The sequence below is a fragment of the Bradyrhizobium sp. USDA 3240 genome, from assembly GCF_054063295.1.
In genome coordinates this window covers 7,164,861-7,183,408 of the sequence record NZ_JBSSGD010000002.1, presented here as the reverse complement: position 1 = coordinate 7,183,408, position 18,548 = coordinate 7,164,861, and the positions used below count along the sequence as shown (strand labels likewise).

General features: G+C 65.4%; 15 protein-coding genes and 1 pseudogene. 5 read left to right on the top strand and 11 right to left on the bottom strand.

The window, feature by feature from the left end; translation table 11 throughout:
• The first annotated feature begins 3 nt into the window (after positions 1 to 3).
• Positions 4 to 1,632, top strand: coding sequence for a thiamine pyrophosphate-dependent enzyme (locus ACVIGA_RS34515; RefSeq protein WP_456669527.1), 1,629 nt, complete (start codon positions 4 to 6; stop codon positions 1,630 to 1,632).
• Between the two features lie 102 nt (positions 1,633 to 1,734).
• Here ACVIGA_RS34515 and ACVIGA_RS34510 read toward each other — a convergent pair whose 3' ends face one another.
• From ACVIGA_RS34510 to ACVIGA_RS34465, 10 genes are all read right to left on the bottom strand, one after another.
• Complete coding sequence (locus tag ACVIGA_RS34510) at positions 1,735 to 2,943, bottom strand: MFS transporter (protein ID WP_456669526.1); 1,209 nt, start codon at positions 2,941 to 2,943, stop codon at positions 1,735 to 1,737.
• Positions 2,944 to 2,985: 42 nt separating this feature from the next.
• The gene (gene alkB, locus ACVIGA_RS34505; protein ID WP_456669525.1) at positions 2,986 to 3,639 is read right to left on the bottom strand and encodes a DNA oxidative demethylase AlkB; all 654 of its coding nucleotides are present in this window, start codon (positions 3,637 to 3,639) and stop codon (positions 2,986 to 2,988) included.
• 12 nt (positions 3,640 to 3,651) lie between these two features.
• Complete coding sequence (locus tag ACVIGA_RS34500) at positions 3,652 to 4,398, bottom strand: 2OG-Fe(II) oxygenase (protein ID WP_456669524.1); 747 nt, start codon at positions 4,396 to 4,398, stop codon at positions 3,652 to 3,654.
• 160 nt (positions 4,399 to 4,558) lie between these two features.
• Positions 4,559 to 5,245: a DUF2848 domain-containing protein gene (locus ACVIGA_RS34495; RefSeq protein WP_456669523.1), complete on the bottom strand. Its 687-nt coding sequence runs from the start codon at positions 5,243 to 5,245 to the stop codon at positions 4,559 to 4,561.
• On the bottom strand, positions 5,238 to 6,587 hold the full coding sequence (locus ACVIGA_RS34490) for an amidase (protein WP_456669522.1): 1,350 nt from the start codon (positions 6,585 to 6,587) through the stop codon (positions 5,238 to 5,240). The genes ACVIGA_RS34495 and ACVIGA_RS34490 overlap by 8 nt, the downstream gene beginning before the upstream one ends.
• A 174-nt stretch (positions 6,588 to 6,761) precedes the next feature.
• The gene (locus tag ACVIGA_RS34485; protein ID WP_456669521.1) at positions 6,762 to 7,481 is read right to left on the bottom strand and encodes an ABC transporter ATP-binding protein; all 720 of its coding nucleotides are present in this window, start codon (positions 7,479 to 7,481) and stop codon (positions 6,762 to 6,764) included.
• Entirely contained in the window at positions 7,471 to 8,202 is a 732-nt protein-coding gene (locus ACVIGA_RS34480; RefSeq protein ID WP_207836366.1) for an ABC transporter ATP-binding protein, read from the bottom strand. Before ACVIGA_RS34480 ends, ACVIGA_RS34485 begins: the two co-directional genes overlap by 11 nt.
• Positions 8,192 to 9,112: a branched-chain amino acid ABC transporter permease gene (locus ACVIGA_RS34475; protein ID WP_212311150.1), complete on the bottom strand. Its 921-nt coding sequence runs from the start codon at positions 9,110 to 9,112 to the stop codon at positions 8,192 to 8,194. The genes ACVIGA_RS34480 and ACVIGA_RS34475 overlap by 11 nt, the downstream gene beginning before the upstream one ends.
• Positions 9,105 to 10,028, bottom strand: a complete 924-nt coding sequence (locus ACVIGA_RS34470) for a branched-chain amino acid ABC transporter permease (RefSeq protein WP_456669520.1) — start codon at positions 10,026 to 10,028, stop codon at positions 9,105 to 9,107. The genes ACVIGA_RS34475 and ACVIGA_RS34470 overlap by 8 nt, the downstream gene beginning before the upstream one ends.
• Positions 10,029 to 10,073: 45 nt before the next feature.
• Positions 10,074 to 11,321, bottom strand: coding sequence for an amino acid ABC transporter substrate-binding protein (locus tag ACVIGA_RS34465; RefSeq protein WP_456669519.1), 1,248 nt, complete (start codon positions 11,319 to 11,321; stop codon positions 10,074 to 10,076).
• Positions 11,322 to 11,576: 255 nt separating this feature from the next.
• Here ACVIGA_RS34465 and ACVIGA_RS34460 point away from each other — a divergent pair, with 255 nt between their 5' ends.
• The 4 genes and pseudogenes from ACVIGA_RS34460 (at position 11,577) to ACVIGA_RS34445 (ending at position 15,443) form a co-directional block, all read left to right on the top strand.
• Entirely contained in the window at positions 11,577 to 11,990 is a 414-nt protein-coding gene (locus ACVIGA_RS34460) for a Zn-ribbon domain-containing OB-fold protein (protein ID WP_456669518.1), read from the top strand.
• A 4-nt stretch (positions 11,991 to 11,994) separates the two neighbouring features.
• Complete coding sequence (locus ACVIGA_RS34455) at positions 11,995 to 13,134, top strand: thiolase C-terminal domain-containing protein (protein WP_456669517.1); 1,140 nt, start codon at positions 11,995 to 11,997, stop codon at positions 13,132 to 13,134.
• 108 nt (positions 13,135 to 13,242) lie between these two features.
• Positions 13,243 to 14,157, top strand: a complete 915-nt coding sequence (locus ACVIGA_RS34450; protein ID WP_223970976.1) for an SDR family oxidoreductase — start codon at positions 13,243 to 13,245, stop codon at positions 14,155 to 14,157.
• A 172-nt stretch (positions 14,158 to 14,329) separates the two neighbouring features.
• Positions 14,330 to 15,443, top strand: a pseudogene (locus ACVIGA_RS34445) (SMP-30/gluconolactonase/LRE family protein).
• 139 nt (positions 15,444 to 15,582) lie between these two features.
• Here the strand turns inward: ACVIGA_RS34445 and ppc are convergent.
• The gene (gene ppc / locus ACVIGA_RS34440) at positions 15,583 to 18,378 is read right to left on the bottom strand and encodes a phosphoenolpyruvate carboxylase (protein ID WP_456669516.1); all 2,796 of its coding nucleotides are present in this window, start codon (positions 18,376 to 18,378) and stop codon (positions 15,583 to 15,585) included.
• Positions 18,379 to 18,548: the final 170 nt, after the last annotated feature.

Genomic DNA, 18,548 nt, shown 5'->3' with positions numbered 1-18,548 from the left:
GCCATGACCTCAACATCCGGCGGCGAAGCGATCGTCAACGGCCTCGTCGCCCACGGCGTCGACACCGTGTTCGGCCTGCCCGGCGCGCAGATCTATGGCCTGTTCGATGCGTTCCACCAGGCGCAGCTCAAGGTGATCGGCGCCCGGCATGAGCAGGCCTGCGGCTACATGGCGTTCGGCTATGCCCGCTCCAGCGGCAAGCCCGGCGTGTTCAGCGTGGTGCCCGGTCCCGGCGTGCTCAACGCCTCGGCGGCGCTGCTCACCGCATTCGGCTGCAACGAGCCGGTACTGTGCCTGACCGGCCAGGTGCCGACGCAATTCCTGGGCAAGGGCCGCGGCCATCTGCACGAGATGCCGGATCAACTCGCAACGCTGCGCACCTTCGTGAAATGGGCCGACCGGATCGAATATCCCGACAACGCGCCCGCGCTGGTGTCGCGCGCATTCCAGGAGATGCTGTCGGGCCGGCGCGGTCCCGCGTCGCTGGAGATGCCGTGGGATGTCTTCACCCAGCGCACCCAGGTTGCCCCCGTCAGTCCGTTTGATCCGTTGCCCGCGCCGCAGCCCGATCCGGACCGCATCAAGGCGGCCGCCGATCTGATCGCCGGCAGCAAGGCGCCGATGATCTTCGTCGGCAGCGGCGCCATCGAGGCACGCGAGGAGATCCTCGAACTGGCCGAGATGATCGACGCGCCGGTGGTCGCATTCCGGAGCGGCCGCGGCATCGTCTCCAACGCCCATGAGCTCGGGCTCACCATGGCCGCGGCCTACAGACTGTGGCCGAAGACCGACCTGATGATCGGCATCGGCACCCGCATGGAGCTGCCGACCATGTCGCGCTGGCCTTATCAGCCGGCCGGACTGAAATGCGTGCGCATCGACATCGACCCGATCGAGCTGCGCCGCTGGCCGGCCGACGCCGGCGTGATCGCGGACGCCAAGACTGGCACCGCCGATCTCGTCGCGGCCGTGCGCAAGGCCGGCTACAGCAAGACCTCGGGCCGCCGCAACGCGATCCGCGAGGCGACCGCGGCCGCCGAGCAGGAGATCCAGCGCATCCAGCCGCAGATGGCCTATCTGAAGATCCTGCGCGAGGTGCTGCCGGCCAACGCCATCGTCACCGATGAGCTGTCGCAGGTCGGCTTCGCCTCCTGGTACGGTTTTCCGATCTACGAGCCGCGCACATTCGTCACCTCGGGCTATCAGGGCACGCTCGGCTCGGGCTTCCCGACCGCGCTCGGCGCCAAGGTCGCCAACCCAAATAAACCGGTGGTCGCGATCACCGGCGACGGCGGCTTCATGTTCGGCGTGCAGGAGCTCGCCACCGCCGTGCAGTTCAAGATCGGCGTGGTGACCTTGGTGTTCAACAACAACGCCTATGGCAATGTCCGCCGCGACCAGCGCGAGCGCTTCGACGGCCGTGTCGTTGCCTCCGACCTGGTCAACCCCGATTTCGTCAAGCTTGCGGAGTCCTTCGGTGTCGGTGCTGCGCGCGTCACCTCGCCGGATCATTTCCGCCCCGTGCTGGAGAAGGCGCTGGCCGATGGCGGGCCCTACGTGATCTCGGTCGAAGTGCCGACCGATTCGGAAGTCTCGCCCTGGGCTTTCATCCACCCGGCGCGAAATAGTTAGTTGTCATTCCGGGGCGCGAAGCGAACCTCAGATGCGCAATTGCGCATCGGGGAATCTCGAGATTCCGGGTTCGATGCTTCGCATCGCCCCGGAATGACGATACTAAATCCGCCTCACTTGCAGCCGCGACGCGGCGATCACAAGCAGGCCGGCGCCGGCGACCGACCAGCAGGCGACCGGCGCCCAGTGCACCAGTGGCGCATAGTCCGGTATCTTCTGCAGGCCGCCGGCGACCGCTGCCATCCGCGCAAAGGTCGCGAGCGCCAGCGCCGAGAACACCAGGCCCGTGACCTTGCCCTCCGCGCCGGTCTCCCCGATCGCAAGCGCCGCGGACACCGCGCTCATCAGCATGCAGCCCCAGGCCGCTCCCGCCATGAACTGCGCCACGATCAGCATGTTGAGGCTGCCCGCAATCTCCGCGGCGACGATCGCGAATGCGCCGAGCAATCCCGCCACGCCCATCACGATCAGGCCGCCGCGATGCTTGACGACAATGCTCGCCGGAAACATCGCGATGTTGAAGCCGATCCAGAACACCGGCATCAGCCATTGCAGCTCATCTGATTTGGCAAAGCGCAAATAGAACGGGGCGCTGTTGATGTTGAAGTGCAGCTGATAGCCGAGCGACAGTAGCACCATCGATCCGATCAGGAACGTCGGCACCGTCCCGAGCCGCCTGGCCGGTGGCGCAGGCCGCTCGGGCTGTGCCTCCTCGGCGACGCGGCGCTCGATTCCTGTGAACGCGAGCGCAGTCAGCAGCAGCACGGCGCCGGACAGCACGAACGGCAGCCGTGGATCGTGATCGCGCAGCACGACGCCGAGATAGGGCGAGACCGCACCCGCGATGCCGTAGCCCAGCATCGCCAGTGCGGCGAGGAACGGGACCGAGGGTTGCGCGCGATACTTGCCGAGCAGCGTCAGTGGCGGCGCGCGCAAGGCCGACGATGTGACCGACCAGATCACGATCAGCACGATGAGCCAGAATTTCGCGCCCGGCCCGGTGCCGGCCACATAGGGCAGCGCGACGAAGGCAGCGCAGGAGATCGCGGCGAGAACGCCGACGAACACGCCGAGCCGGCCGACCAGGCTCGCAATCCTGTCGGCGGCCATGCCCATCGCGGTGTCTGTCACGGTGAAGATGCCCTGGTCCATCATCAGGATCAGGATAACGGTCGACGGCGCGATGCCGACATCGGCGCACAGCTTGGGCAGATAGATCAGGTAGGTGGTCCAGCCCAGCGTGAACACGAGCTGCAGCACGGCGAGATAGACGCCGGTGCGGTTGACGGCGCGGTCGGCCTTGGTGGTCATGATCCGAGTTTAGACCACCTCTCCCATTTTCGGGAGGGGGAGCTAGCGCACCTTGCGGAAGGTTAAATTGATGCGCTGGCGGCCGAGCACGCTGTGCTCGCCATCAGCGAGCGCCGCAACGCCGTGATAAAATAACCGTGACGGCCCGCCCCACACCGCAACATCGCCATGTTCGAGTCTGTAGCGGCGCGGCGTGTCGCTGCGCTTCAGCCCGCCGAACAGGAAGACCGCCGGCAGCCCGAGCGAGATCGAGACGATCGGCGCGCCGTAGTCGAGCTCGTCCTTGTCCTGGTGCAGCGACAGTTTTGCGCCGGGCACATAGCGGTTGATCAGGCAGGCCTGCGGCGCGAAGCCGTTGAAGCCGGCCGCAGCCGCAGCCTCGGCGGCGAGCCCGCGCAGCACCTCCGGCATTTCAGGCCATGGCTGTCCCGAGTCAGGATCGATCGGATCATAGCGATAGCCGCTGGGATCGGAGACCCAGCCGACGCTGCCGCAATTCGTCATCGCGACCGACATGCGGTGGCCGCCCGGCGTGATCAGGTGCCGAAACGGCGCCTGCTTGACGATGATGCGCAAGGCCGGGATCAGCTCGGCCTCGAACGGCCGCACAAAACCACGCAGCAGCACCGCGCCGTCCGCGATCGTCTCGCGCCGCGGCCGGGCATCGCCGATTGTCTCGAACAGATCAGCAGCCACGCCTTTGCGCACTCACTTTGCGTCGTGGAAGATCACGCCAACGGTGTGGCGATGGCCGGACCTGATCCGGCTGACGCCGTGGCGCAGATTGACACGATACGGCCCGCGCGTCCCCTGCACCGGACGATGATGCACGGCAAACGCCACCGCATCGCCCTTGGTCAGCGGCACCACCTCGGGCCGCGACTGCATCCGCGGCCGCTGCTCGGTCAGCACAAATTCGCCGCCGGTGAAATCGCGCCCCGGCTGCGACAGCAGGATCGCGACCTGGATCGGGAACACGTGCTCGCCATAGAGATCCTGGTGCAGACAATTGTAGTCGCCCTCGCCATATTGCAGCAGCAGCGGCGTCGGCCGCGTCTGCCCGGCGTCATGGCAGCGCTTCAGGAACGCTGCATGCGACGGCGGATAGCTGATCTCGATCCCCATCGTCTGGTTCCAGCGATTGGCTGTCGCAGTCAGCTGCGCATAGAGCGCCGGCCGCAGCTCCGCGATCAGGTCCGGCAGCGGATAAGAGAAGTACTTGTACTCGCCGCGGCCAAAACCGTGGCGGCCCATCACGACCCGGCTGCGGAAGTGGCCGTCGTCGGGATAGAGCGCGGCGATGGCATCGCATTCCTCGGGCTTCAACAGGCCGCCAAGGACGGCGCAGCCCTGCCCGTCGAGGTCGGCCGTGATCTGGTCCCAGTCGAGCGCGTCAACGCGGGCGGGAATGCTCGTGGTTGGGGTGCGGGGGATGGCTTTGGCTGTTGCTGTCATGAGCCAGAGTTTTGCGCATGATCGCGGGAGTCGCCACCCGATTTCCGATCCAGGTGTGCCGGGAACGCCGCCCCAATTCCCGCTGTCGTCCCGGCTTTCGCCGGGACGACGCGCCGAGAGGGTGTCGGCTGCATCCGCTCCAAGACCTCGCGGCGAGAAATCAGCCCCTGACCGGCAGCGTGACCACGTCATATCCGTGGCTGATCTTCCGCTTCAGCACCGGGTCTTCCAGCTCGAACTCGAAGCGGCTGGCGGGGCGGATGCCGCCCTTGGCCGCGAAGGTGCCGCCGAACATGGCGCAGCCGTCCGGCAACGCGCCCTTGTCGAAGCCGCGCCCGATCAGGTCCTTGACCGGCAGCATGTGATCGAGCGTGCCTTCCTGGTAGAGCACGCGCTGGCCCCCGATCGTGGCCCAGGAGCGCAGGATCAGCTGGTCCCAGTGATCGATGACGTCTTCGAATTCCCACAATTCAGACGCGACAGGCTTGTCGCACATCTGCTTCGACACCGTGACGCTGTAGCTCTCGACCTTGCGGTCGGTGTGGTCCGAGCCGCAGCCGACGAAGATGCGGCCCTGCCAACCGATCAGCACGAACTCGACCTCGCCGCTTGAGTCCTCGCCGCAGACCTCGATGGTATCAGCGAAGGTGAGCCGGCGCGCCGAGCAGCGGTAATAGATCGGCGTCGTCGCGGGCCGTGCGATGCCGAGCGCCTCGAGCTCGGCGATGTGCTTGTCGCGCGCCACCGGATCGCGGCCGGTCCAGCCGGCGATCACGGCCTGCTTGATTTCGAGCGTGAGTGGCGTCGCGACGCCCGTGTCGTCGACATTGAAGGTGAGATCAAACACGGATGACGGTCTCCATTCCGGCCGCAAGCTCGAAGATGCGGCGATCCGAGCCGCCCGCGGCAGCAAGCATCAGGCCGACCGGCGCTTCGCCCTCGCGATGCGCGGGCAGCGAGATCGCGCAGCCATCGAGCACGTTGATCAGCGAGGGATTGCGCAGCGCGCGCAGGTTCTCGGTGGCGAATGCCTTGTCATCGGCGAGGCTCGCAATGGTCGGCGGCAGGTTCGCCGTGGTCGGCAGCACCATCGCGTCATAGGGTGCGATGCGCGCCTCGGTCCGGGCGATGAACGAGCGGCGCGCGTTGATGATGTCGATATAGTCGGCCGCCAGAAACCCCTCGCCGCGCTGGATCCGCACCGCGACGCGGGGATCGTAGATGTCGCCCTTGCTGGCCAGCAGGAAGCGGTGCCAGGCATAGCTCTCGGCCGCGGAAAACCCGCCCTTGGTGTTCATCACGCCGACATCGAGCAGTTCGGGCACCTCGATGCGCTCGATCAACGCGCCGGCGCGCGACAGCGCCGCGAGCGCGCGCTCGAAGGTTTTTGCGACGGCATCGTCGAGGTCGTCGAGCACGACCGTGGTCGGCACCGCGAGCCGCATGCCCTTGACCGGCCGGGGGGCGACCGGCGTCACCGGCTCGTCGGCCAGCACCGCGTCGAGCGCGGCGCAGCAGGCCACCGAATTGGCCAGCGGGCCGTAGCTGTCGAGGGTGAACGACAGCGGCACGCCGCCGTCGAGCGGAATCCGGCGCTGCGTCGGCTTGTAGCCGACGATGCCGTTGAAGGCGGCCGGGATCCGGCAGGAGCCGCCGGTGTCGGTGCCGAGTGCGCCGAACGCCATGCCGTCGGCGATCGAGACTGCCGCGCCCGAGGACGAGCCGCCCGGCACATGGCCGACGCTTCGGTTCCAGGCGCTCTTCGGGGTCCCGTAATGCGGATTGATGCCGATGCCCGAATAGGCGAACTCGGTCATGTTGGTGCGACCGATCACGATGAAGCCGGCGCGCTTGAGCCGCGCCACGGCAGGCGCATCGGCATCCGCCGGCGCTGAATCATCCAGCGCGCGGGAGCCGGCGCGCGTCACCTGCCCCTTGATGTCGAACAGATCCTTGATCGAGACCGGAATGCCGGCAAAGGGTGACGGCGCGGCGTTGGCCTTGCGCAGCCGGTCCATGGCATCGGCGGCTTCCAGCGCCGCGTCGCGGTCGACATGGATGAAGGTGCGCTGGCCCTCGCCTGACGGATCAGCGATCCTGGCGATGCATTGCTCGACGAGCTTGCGGGCGGAGGTTGCGCCGCTGGCGAGGTCGGCGGCAAGGGAGGCGAGTGTCGGATTTTTGGGCATGGCTTTCACTTTAAGGCTTGCACTTCACGGCTTGCTGGCTGGCAACTCAAAAGGTCTTGCAGCTGATTGTCGCGCGAACCGGCTCCGATTTCCAGATCGGCGCTAGCGCTTCTTTTGACGCGTTTTCTTCACGCGAACCGGTGTCCACTTCGCTCGAAAACGCTTCCACCGGCGTCACTTCAGCCCGAAATAGGCCCGGTGCAGCTCTTCATTGCCGCTCATCTCGGCAACCGTGCCGGAGAAGCGGATCCGCCCGCCTTCCAGCACGAATACGCGGGTGGCAATCTCAAGAAAACCGATATTTTGCTCGGCGATCAAGAGCGCCAATCCACGGCCCTGCAGGCTCGACAAGGCGCGAAGCACCTCCTTGACGAACAGCGGCGACAGCCCGGCCGAGGGCTCGTCCATGACCAGCAGCTTCGGCTCGGCCGAGAGTGCCTTGGCGATGCCGAGCATCTTGCGCTGGCCGCCGGACAGGCTGGAGGCCGGATCGCGGCGCTTGTCGCGCAGCACCGGAAACAGGCCGTAGAGTTCGTCGACCCGCGCGCCCGGATTGGCATGGCCGAGCGCCTGCGCGCCGACGCGGATGTTCTCCTCGATCGACAGATCGGGAAACACCGCAAGCTCAGACATGTAGGTCATGCCGCGCTTCATGCGGTCCGACGATCGCATTCTCGTGATGTCTTCGCCGCCGAGCCTGATGTGGCCGCTGCGGGCCTCGATCAGGCCGACCAGCGATTTCAGGAACGTGGTCTTGCCCGCGCCATTGGCGCCGAGCAACAGCACGGTCTCGCCGGGGCGGACGTCGAGATCGACGCCCCACAGCACCTGCATGGTGCCGTAGCCGGCATCGACGCCCTTGGCGTCCAGAAGCGATGCTGCATCAGTGGGCATGCTCGCCTCCCAGAAACACCTCGATCACCTGCGGCTCGCGCACCGCGGTCGCAAGCGTGCCCTCGAAGATCTCCTTGCCCGCATTGAGCACGATGACGCGATCGGTGATCTGCTCGATAAAGCCCATCAGATGCTCGACCACGATGATCGCCATGCCGGTCGCGGCGAGCGCCTTGATGCGGCCGGCGATCCAGTCGAGCTCCGCCGGATTGAGACCGGCCGCGAGCTCGTCGAGCAGCAGCAGGCGCGGGCGCGTGGCGAGTGCGCGGGTGAGATCGAGCATCTTCTGCTGCGCGCTGTTGAGGTCGGCCGCAGGACGGTCGGCGACCTCCTTCAGCCGGTACTCATCAAGCAGCTCGGCGATCGACGGTGGCGTGCCAGTCGCGCCGCCATAGGCCAGCGCCACCTGGATGTTCTCGCGCACCGTGAGCGACAGGAACGGCTTCGGCACCTGGAAGGTGCGATTGATGCCGCGGTGAACCAGCTTGTGCGAGGCGACGCCGCCGGAAGACGCGCCGTCGAACACGACCTCGCCGCCGTCGGGCGCATAGAGACCCGAGATCACATTGATCGCCGTGGTCTTGCCGGAGCCGTTCGGACCGACCAGACCAAGAATTTCGCCCGGCACGACGTGAAAGCTCAGGCCGTCGAGCGCGTGGAAGCCGCCGAAGCGCTTGACCAGCTTGGAGACCTTGAGAATGGAGTTTTGCTCAGGGGACATGCCACCCCCTGCGCGTTGCCAGCGACACCAGTCCCGCGGGCAGGAACAAGACCAAACCCATGATCAGCAGGCCGTAGATCAGCTGGAAATATTGCGGCGTGGTGAAGCCGATCAGATTGTAGATGCCGTAGAGGATCAGCACGCCGACGATCGGTCCGGTGATGGTGGCAACTCCACCGAACAGCGCGAACACGATCGCGAAGATCGAGAACTCGCCGGAGAACACGTTGTCGGGATAGAACACCGAGACGTACCAGGCGTAGATGCCGCCGGCGAGGCCTGCGACCAGCGCCGAGGCGAGCCAGGCGATCACCCGCATCTTGATGATGTTGACGCCGGCCATCGAGGCCGACACCGCATCCTCGCGCACGGCCTGCAGCGCCAGGCCGAACGGCGAGTTCTTGAGATAGATCACCGCGCCGACCGTCAGCGCCATCACGACCACGGCCGCATAATAGGCATGGGTCGGGTTGAACGTGCCGGTGAGCGACACGCCGTAGGGGCCCTTGGTGATCCCCTCCAGCGCCGGGTTGGCCACGAAGTGCAGCACCGCGAGCGAGGCCGCGAGATTGGCGATCGCGAAATACGCGCCCGACAACCGCAGCAGCGGGGTCAGCAACAGGCCCAGCGCAACCGCGACCACGCCGCCGACCAGCACGGCGAGCGGCGCCGGCGTCTGCAGATGCATCACCATGATGGCAAAGCCATAGGCGCCGGCCCCGAAGAAGCCGACATAGCCGAACGGCAGATAGCCGGTGAAGCCATAGATGATGTTCACGCCTTGCGCGAGGATCAGGAAGATCACGAAGTTGAACAGCAGCAGATGGTTTTGATAGACGCCGGGCAGCAGTGCGAACACCACCACCAGCGGCGCCAGGATGAACAGCAGGTGTTTCGAGGCGTTATGCAACGCGCACCCGCCTTCCGAGCAGACCGCTCGGGCGCAGCAACAGGATCACGATCAACAACACATAGGGCAGCAAGTCGGCCCAGGAACTGAGATAGGTTTGCACCAGCATGTAGCAGAGGCCATAGACGACGCCGCCGAGCGCGGTCCCTAAGGGATTGCCGAGCGAGCCGAGCACGACGATGGCAAACGAAGTCACGGTCGCATCGGCGCCGAAGGCCGGCGTCACCGAGCCGAACATGAAGGGCGCGAACACGCCGGCCACCGCCGCGATGCCGAGCCCGATGCCGAACGCCGCCGCCGAGACGCGATCGACGTCGATACCGGTCGCCAACGCCTCGTCGCGGCGTGACATCACCGCGCGGGTCAGGGTGCCGAGCCGCGTGTGGTAGAGATAGAGATAAACAAGCCCAATCGCGATCAGGCTGGTGATCGCCGCGATCACCCAAGGCGCGGGAAAGCCCTGGCCGAAGATCTGGATCGGCCCTGCCCCGCCGGCCTTGCCGCCAAACCATTTGACCTTGATGGTCGTGAACACGGTGCCGAGTAGCCGGCTCTGGATCGAGCGCTCGCTGGTGCCGGCGAAGATCGTGGTGACGGCTTCGATCACCTGCGACAGGCCGAAGAACAAGATGATCGACAGCATTTCCGGGTTGGCCGAGCCCTGCAGCCGCGGCACCAGCACCCAATACAGCAGCACGCCCGCGAGCACAAAGACCATGAAGGCCAGCGGCACCGCGAACAGCGGGTCGATGCCGGCAATGCCGACCACGCCGAGCGCGATGAAGGCGCCGAGCATCAGGATGTCACCATGCGCAAGATTGACGATGCGCATGACGCCGAACACGAGATTGAGGCCGATGCCGACCAGGCTGAAATACAGCCCGAACAGCACGCCGGCAACGAGCGCATAAGTCATGCTATCGCTCGCCGCCGAAGACTACGTCTAGTGTACTCACCTGCATCACGGCGCCGGATAGATCGGCTTGCCGGTGGCGGTCTCGTGCGGATAGATCGAGACGAACTTGATGTGATCGTGCTCGTCGACCGTGAGCTGGCCGAGCGGCGTCAACTCGCCGATCTGGCCGCCGGTCTCATCCAGCGCGAAGGTGCCGTCCAGCGTCTTGAGCTGGCCGCTGAGCGAGAACACCGCGCGGCGCAGCTCCATCTGGTCGAGACTGGTCGCAACCGACAGCGTCTTCTCGATCACCAGCGCGGTGGTGTAGCCGGCCACCGCGTTGAAGCCGAACTCCATCTTGCCGTCGTTGTACTTCTTCAGCCAGGCGGCGCGGAAATCCTTCATGGTCATCCCGAAATTAACGGGATAATCCAGCTCGGACGGCGGCACGTAGGTCCAGACATGCTCGAGGCCCTTGGCGCCCACGTTCTTCTCCAGCAGCTCGGTCTCGAGGCCGGCATAGATCGCGAACAGCATCTTGAACTTGGTGCCGACGTCCTGGACGTTGCGCAGGAAGGCGATGTCGTTCGGCGCGTAGCCGAAATGGATCACCGCGTCGGGATTGGTGTTGCTGATGTTGTTGATGATGACGTTGTAGTTGGTGGTCTCGGTCGGAACGCCCTGGTCGTAGACGATCTCGATCGGCGCACCGGACTCCTTGACGAACTTGCGGAACGCGTTGGCCTGGGTGCCGGTGAACTCGTTGGTCGCGTAGAGGATAGCGATCTTCTTGATGCCGAGGCCGGGGCCGTCATGGCTGATGAAGTCAGCCACCGGCTTCGGCCAGACCGTCGACACCGGGTCGGCCATCAGCGCGATGTAGGGATTGTCCTTGGAGAAGAAGCTCGCGCCGGTGCCGGTCTGGTCGAACAGGAACATCTTGTGGTCGCGCGCGATCGCAACCGCCGGCGCCGTCAGCACCGATCCGGAATCGGCGACCAGCAGGTCGACCTTATCCTGGGTGACGAGCTGGTTATAAAGCGTCGAGGCGGTCGCGGTGTTGCTCTGGTCGTCATAGGACACGAGCTTGATCGGGATCTTCTTGTCGAACGCCTTCACGAACACGCCACCCTCGGCGTTCTTCTGCTCGACCCACAGTTTGAGCGAGCTGTAGACCGGCATCGAGATCGAGGCGTAGCGCCCCGAGGACGCGTAGAGCGTGCCGATCTTGATCTCCGACGGTGCGTCGGCGGCGACTGCCTGCGTGGCAAATGCGAGGCTGGCAGCGAGTGCCGCGCCGATGATCCTCAGCATGATGTTATTCCTCCCGGGTGTCTTGGACGTCTCGTGGACCGGTCCTCGACGCATCTTGGACGTATCTTGGACCGCGGCCCTTCTACGCGCCGGACCGGAGCGACACAAGCATCGCGGCCTTAGCAATTGTGCGAGGGGCGGAATATGCGGCATGCGCGGGACACAGGCCGCTGCGCGGGGCGTGGATGGACCGTTGACGGGCCTTGGTTCGATGGCGCATCAAGACCGTAACGACTTCGGGAGGAGACATCAGACATGGCCGAGCCCGCGCGCGCGAAACCAAAACCGACACCTGAGACCCAGCATTTCTGGGACGGCACCAAGGCCGGCGAGCTGCGCCTGCAGCGCTGCGACGCCTGCGCCAATGTCTACTTTCCGCCGCGCCCGTTCTGCCCTTCCTGCGCCTCGCGCAAGGTCTCGATCTTCAAGGCCAGCGGCAAGGGCAAGCTCTACAGCTACGTCATCAACCATCGTCCCGCCGCCCCCGGTTTCACGCCGCCTTATGCGATCGCCATCGTCGAGCTCGACGAGGGTCCGCGCGTGATGAGCAACATCATCGATTGTCCGCAGACGCCGGAAGCGCTCGAGCTCGACATGCCGCTCGAGGTCGCCTTCGAGGCACTCGACGACAAGATCACCCTTCCCTTGTTCCGCCCGGCAAAAGGGTGACGTGATGCGCAGGAACCAGGTTGCCGTCGTCGGTGCGGCCGAAACCACCGAACTCGGGGTCATCCCGAACATGTCGCAGATCCAGCTGCACGCGGACGCGGCGCTGAATGCGATCGCGGATGCCGGCCTCAAGCTGTCCGACATTGACGGCTTCGCCACCGCGGTCGAGAGCCCGCAGCAGATGGCCCATTATCTCGGCATTACGCCGACCTGGGTCGACGGCACCTCGGTCGGCGGCTGCTCGTTCATGCTGCATGTCCGCCACGCCGCTGCCGCGATCGAGGCCGGCCTCTGCAAGACCGTGCTGATCACCCATGCCGAGAGCGGCAAGTCGATGATCGGCAAGCAGCCGCGCTTCACCGCACCCGACAGCCTCAACGGCCAGTTCGAGTCGCCGTTCGGCGTCTACGGGCCGCCGAGCATGTTCCCGATTCCGGTGCTGCGCTTCATGAAGACGCACGGCATCACGCATGAGCAGCTCGCGATGGTGGCGGTCGTGCAGCGCGAATGGGCGGCGAAGAACCCGCGCGCGACCATGAAGGATCCGATCACGGTCGCCGACGTCCTGAACTCGCGGATGATCGCCTATCCGTTCCGGCTGCTGCAATGCTGCCTCGTCACCGACGGCGGCGGCGCGCTGATCCTCACCTCGGCCGATCGCGCCAAGGATTTCCCGCAAAAGCCGGTCTACATTCTCGGCACCGGCGAGAGCGTGGAGACGCCGATGGTCAGCCAGATGAAGACCTTTGACTCGTCACGCGCCTTCAGGGTGGCGGGCCCGTTGGCGTTCAAGGAGGCCGGCATCGCCCACAAGGACGTCGATCATCTGATGATCTACGACGCCTTCGCGCATCTGCCGCTCTATGGCCTCGGCGACCTCGGCTTCATGCCGCATGAGGAAACCGGCAAGTTCATCGCCGACGGCAACACCCGCCCCGGCGGCAAGCTGCCGCTCAACACCAATGGCGGCGGCCTGAGCTACATGCACTCCGGCATGTACGGCATGTACGCGCTGCAGGAGAGCGTGCGGCAAATGCGCGGCATCGCGCCGGCGCAGGTGCCGAATGCGAAGATCTCGGTCTGCCACGGCGTCGGCGGCATGTTCGCCGCGTCAGGCACCATCATCTTTACGAACGAGAAGTAACGCCCGTCGTTCCGGGGCGCGCGAAGCGCGAACCCGGAACCTCGAGATTCCGGGTTCGATGCTGGCGCATCGCCCCGGAATGACGGACAGCAAACCAGGAGAACCCACATGGCAAAATCACTGCAGGATAAGGTCATCATCGTCACCGGCGCGGGCCGCGGCATCGGCCGTGAGATCGCGCTGCTCTGCGCCGCGGAAGGCGCCAAGGTCGTGGTCAACGATCCCGGCGGCGCCGCCGACGGTGGCGGCTCGAATGCTGCGCCCGCTGAGGAAGTGGTCGAGGAGATCAAGAAGCGCGGCGGCACGGCCGTTGCCAATTTCGAGTCGGTGGCGGAAGCGATCCCGGCCAGCAAGATCGTGAAGACCGCGACCGATCATTTCGGCCGGCTCGACGGCGTCGTCAACAATGCCGGCATCCTGCGCGACATGATCTTCCACAAGATGAGCGTGGAAGCCTTCGAGGCCGTCATCAAGGTGCATCTGATGGGCTCGTTCTATGTCAGCCACGCCGCGGCGCGCATCTACCGCGAGCAGGAATCAGGCTCGTTCGTGCACTTCACCTCGACCTCCGGCCTGATCGGCAATTACGGCCAGGCCAACTACGCCGCCGCCAAGCTCGGCATCGTCGGCCTGTCGAAATCGATCGCGCTCGACATGGGCCGCTTCAACGTCCGCTCGAACTGCGTGTCGCCGTTCGCCTGGACCCGGATGATCGGCACCATCCCGACCGAGACCGACGCCGAGAAGGCCCGCGTCGAGAAGATCAAGCAGATGGGCCCGGAGAAGATCGCGCCGGTCTGCGCTTATCTGCTCTCGGACGCCGCCAAGGACGTCACCGGACAGATCTTCGGCGTGCGCATGAACGAGATCTTCCTGTTCGGCCAGCATCGTCCGGTGCGCTCGGTGCATCGCGGCGAAGGCTGGACGCCCGAGACCATTGCGGAACACGGCATGCCGGCGCTGAAGGGATCGTTCGCCAAGCTCGACCGCTCGGCCGACGTCTTCACCTGGGATCCGATCTGAACTGATCCGATCTCAATTTGGGATCCGATCTGACAGTTTTATGAAAAGTCGCCTCGGCGAAACCGCCGGGGCGACACACTCTTTGGTTGTTTCTTCATAACGCGCCCGCATTGTGCCCGAATTGCCGGCCCATGATCGTCCTCCCGATAACAAAAAGCCTGGGAGGACTTTCGTGACAAATCCAAGCAACACAGAGCAACACGAGAGCGACGGCGCGAAGGCGTTCGACCGTCGAACCATTTTGCGCAGCGCAACCGCGCTTGCTGCAACTGCGGTGGTTGCATCCGATGCCGCAGCGCGCGACTTCGGCCGCAACGCGGAGCCGCAGCGCTATCCCGATCCAGATATCGTCGTGATCGACGACAAGCGCTTCAAGGCCAAGGTCGGCAACACCGCGATCAAGCGGCTGTACACCGGCTGCCTCTGGGCTGAAGGTCCAGCCTGGAACGCGCAGGGCCAGTATCTGGTGTGGAGCGACATCCCGGCCAACCGGCAGTTGCGCTACCTCGACGATGACGGCCACATCTCCGAGCAGTTCCACAAGCCGTCGAACGAGGCAAACGGCTCGACCTTCGATTTCGAGGGCCGACAGATCACGGCCGAGCGCACGCGGCTGGTGCGTTACGAGCACGACGGAACCGTCACCTCATTGGCCGAGCAAGCCAATGGCAAGCAGCTCAACGGGCCGAACGACATGGTCGTGCATCCCAACGACAAGTCGATCTGGTTCACCCGATCCCGGCTACGGCGCAGTCTCGATCTACGAGGGCCAGCGCGCCAACACCGGTTCGAACGAGCCCTACCAGAAGGAAGCCGTCTACCGCATCGACGCTGCGACCGGCCAGACCACCAAGGTCGCCGACGAACCGTTCAAGCCGAACGGCATCGCCTTCAGCCACGACTACAAGAAGGTCTATGTCTGCGACACCGGCATCACGCACTACCCGAACGCGAAGAACATCGTCTGGCAGTACGATCTCAACGGCGACAAGCTCTCCAACCCGCGCACGCTGATCGACATGACGCTGGACGGCAAGTCAGGCTTCCCGGACGGCATGCGTGTCGACATCGACGGCAACATCTGGGTTGGCGCCGGCTGGGTCGGCCCGGGCTATGACGGCGTGCAGGTGTTCGCGCCCGACGGTGCGCGCATCGGCCAGATCCTGCTGCCGGAGACCTGCGCCAACCTCACCTTCGGCGGCAAGAAGCGCAACCGCCTGTTCATGACCGCAAGCCAGTCGCTCTACGCGCTCTATGTTGAGACCAGAGGCGCGCACAACTGTTGACGAAAATGCGCTGTCGTCCCTGCGAAAGCAGGGACCCATAACCACCAGAGTCGATTATGTGAGAAGCCGGAGCTCCAGCTTCTCGTCACACCTCCGGTCGTGGTTATGGGTCCCGGCGTTCGCCGGGACGACGCTGGGGCTAGCCGCTGTTCCGCAAGCCAGCCGATATCCCGTTGATCGTGATCTGAATCCCGCGCAGCACCTGCTCGTCGGGGTTCTGCGCGCCGCGGTGCTCCTTCAAGAGCTCCACCTGCACGTGGTTGAGCGGATCCATGTACGGAAAGCGGTTGCGGATGCCGCGCTCCAGCAGCGGGTTGCCCTGCAGCAGCCGGTCGTGGCCCATGATGTCGAGCAGCGTCTCGATCGAAAGATGCCACTCGCGGCGGATCTGGCCGAAGATCTTCTCGCGCAGCGCAACGTCGGGCACGAGTTCCGCATAGCGCGAGGCGATCGCAATCGAGCTCTTCGCCAGCACCATGTCCATGTTGGAGAGCAGCGTGCGGAAGAACGGCCATTCCCGGTAGAGCTCCTGCAGGAACGGCATGCCCTGCTCGGGATGCTCGGCAATCCAGATCTCGACGGCGCTGCCGAAGCCATACCAGCCCGGCAGCATCAGCCGGCATTGCGCCCAGGAGAACACCCAGGGAATGGCGCGCAGGTCTTCGATCTCGCGGGTCTTCTTGCGCGAGGCCGGACGGCTGCCGATGTTCAAGGTCGCGATCTCGTTGATGACGGTCGAGCCCCAGAAATAGTCGGCAAAGCCTTCGGTCTCATAGACGAGACCTCGATAGGCCTTGAACGCGAGCGCGGAAATCTCCTCCATAGCCTTGAGATATTCGGGGCGCGGCGCGCTCTGCCGCGGCTGCAGCAGGCTGGTTTCCAGCGTGGCGGCGGCGAGGATTTCCAGGTTGCTGCGGCCGACCTCGGCATTGGAATATTTCGACGAGATGATCTCGCCCTGCTCGGTGATGCGGATCTGGCCGTTCACCGCGCCGCCGGGCTGCGCGATGATCGCATCATAGCTCGGGCCGCCGCCGCGGCCGACCGAACCGCCGCGGCCGTGGAACAGGCGCAGCCGCGCGCCGTGGCGCTCGAACACCTCGACGAGGCCGATCTCGGCCTTGTAGAGTTCCCAGCCCGAGGTGACGAAGCCGCCGTCCTTGTTGCTGTCGGAATAGCCGAGCATCACCTCCTGCACGCTGCCGAGGCTGTCGACTAGCTTGCGATAGTCGTGCAGCACCAGCATGCGGTCCATGATGCCGCTGGAGGCCTGCAGGTCTTCGATGGTCTCGAACAGCGGCACGATGTTGATGGCGCTGCGGCCGGACGGATTGACCAGCCCGACCTCCTTCAGCAGCACCGCGACCTCGAGCATGTCGGACATGCCCTTGCACATCGAGATGATGCACTGGGGGATCACCTCGGGGCCGAACCTGGCGTGCGCCTCGGCCGCGGCGCGGAACACGGCGAGCTCGCTCTGGGTCTCCTCGGAATATTTGACGAAGGGCGAAGCCAGCGGCCGCGCGTTGCGCAATTCGCCGAGCAGCAGGCTGACGCGCGCATCCTCGCCGAGCGCCAAATACGACGTGCCGGGATTTGCGGTGTCGAGCAGCTCGGCGACGGTGCGCTCGTGCACCGCCGAGTTCTGGCGGATGTCGAGCCGCGCCAGATGGAATCCGAAGCAATCCACCGCCCGCCGCAACTGCCGCAGCCGGCCGCGCGCGATCACCCCGGAATTGTTCGCGATCAGCGAGCGATTGAGTACATCGAGATCAGCCTGGAACTCCTCGACGCTCGCATAGGGTTCGGCCTTGCCCACCGGCGGCCGCGTGGTCTCGACCTCGAGCCGCATGGCGGTGGCCGCGAGCCGCGCATATATGCCGGACACCGCCAGACGATACGGCTCGCCACTCCGATGCGGCGAGGTGTCGGGCGAACGCTCCGCCAGGATGCGCAATTCGTCCGAGACGTCGGCGAGGTGCGCCGCCAGCGACAGCTCGGCGCCGAGCGTATGCAACTGTTCGAGATAGAAGCTGAGCACCCGGCTCGACTGCAGCCGCAGCGTGCCGCGCATCACCTCCGCGGTGACGAAGGGATTGCCGTCGCGGTCGCCGCCGATCCAGCTTCCCATCCGGAGGAACGAAGCGAGCTCGCCCGCCTCGCCGCCCTCCTTGGTCAGACGATCCTCCAGCGCGCAGTGGACGCGCGGGACTTCCTGCAAGAAGGTGTAATCGTAGAACGACAGGCCGTTGGCGACCTCGTCGAGCACGGTCAGCTTGGTCCGGCGCAGCAAATTGGTCTGCCACAACGTCACGACCGCGCGGCGCAGCTGCTCGTCGCTGGCTTCGCTCTCCTCCGGCGTCATCTGCAGCCGCTCGCGGCGGTCGAGCAGGTCCGCGATCTCCATCTCGCGGTCCATCGTGCTCTTGCGGCGCACCTCGGTCGGATGCGCGGTCAGGACCGGGCTGACCAGCGCATTCTTGAAGAAGCTGCGCAGATCGGCCGGGCTGATGCCGGCCTGGCGGGCATGCACCAGCGTCTGCTCCAGCGTGCTCGGGCGTGGCGCCCCGCCGGGGCCGCGGCTGCGCATCTGGCGGATATTGTTCTGGTCCTCGGCGATGTTGGCGAGGTGGGAGAAATAGCTGAAGGCGCGGACGATCCGCAGCGTCTCGTCGATCGACATGCCGTCGAGGATGCCTTCCAGCTCCCGCCGCGCCAGCCTGTCCTCGTCGCGGTGGAACCGGACCGAGGTCTGGCGGATGCGCTCGACCAGGTCGAACACGCCGGCCCCCTCCTGGTCGCGGACGGTGTCGCCGAGCACGCGCCCCAGCAGCCGGATGTCGTTCCGGAGCCGTGCATCCTCCTCCTGTGCCGCCTTCTCTGCGGCACTCCTGGCACCGTTGTCGGTGTCGGAAGGCATGGTCTGGGGTGACATGGCGGGCTACTCCAGAGGCTGCCGGGTTCCTCCGGAGTGTGCGCTTTTTTTGCCGCAGCGCAAGATGAACTTGGAAGCGGTGCACCACACCAATGTCGTCCCGGCGAAGGCCGGGATCCATAACCACAGGTAGCGGTTTTGCGCGAAGCTGCGGCCCCAGCCGGCCATAG